We start from the raw sequence: 276 nt of genomic DNA on the forward strand, positions 1-276 counted from the left end.
GCGAGATGCTGCCCAAGGAGCGGCTGCAGCGCTTCGTGCTCCGCCTGCTTGACAGCCATCTGCAGGATATCAAGGACAACCCCTATATCTTCGAGATGGTTCTGACGACCATCGAAGCCAAGTTCGAGGCGGGTAACCGCTACCGGGAGCGGATCGAACAGCGGCTCCAGCAGATCATTCAGGACGGTGTCGCCTCCGGCGCCTACCGCTGCGCCGACCCGCATCGCGCCGCAATCACCGTCGCCGACGTCCTGGCCTGCGTCCTTCATCCGGTGC

Annotated in this window: 1 protein-coding gene; it reads left to right on the forward strand. The window is 63.8% G+C overall.

Annotated features, from left to right (window positions below; genetic code table 11):
- A partial coding sequence (locus SB724_RS19955; RefSeq protein ID WP_486304057.1) for a TetR-type transcription factor C-terminal domain-containing protein occupies positions 1-276 on the forward strand: 276 nt, incomplete at both ends.

This window comes from Bacillus sp. SIMBA_031, assembly GCF_046535225.1.
Taxonomy (GTDB): Bacteria; Bacillota; Bacilli; order Bacillales; family Bacillaceae; genus Bacillus; species Bacillus velezensis.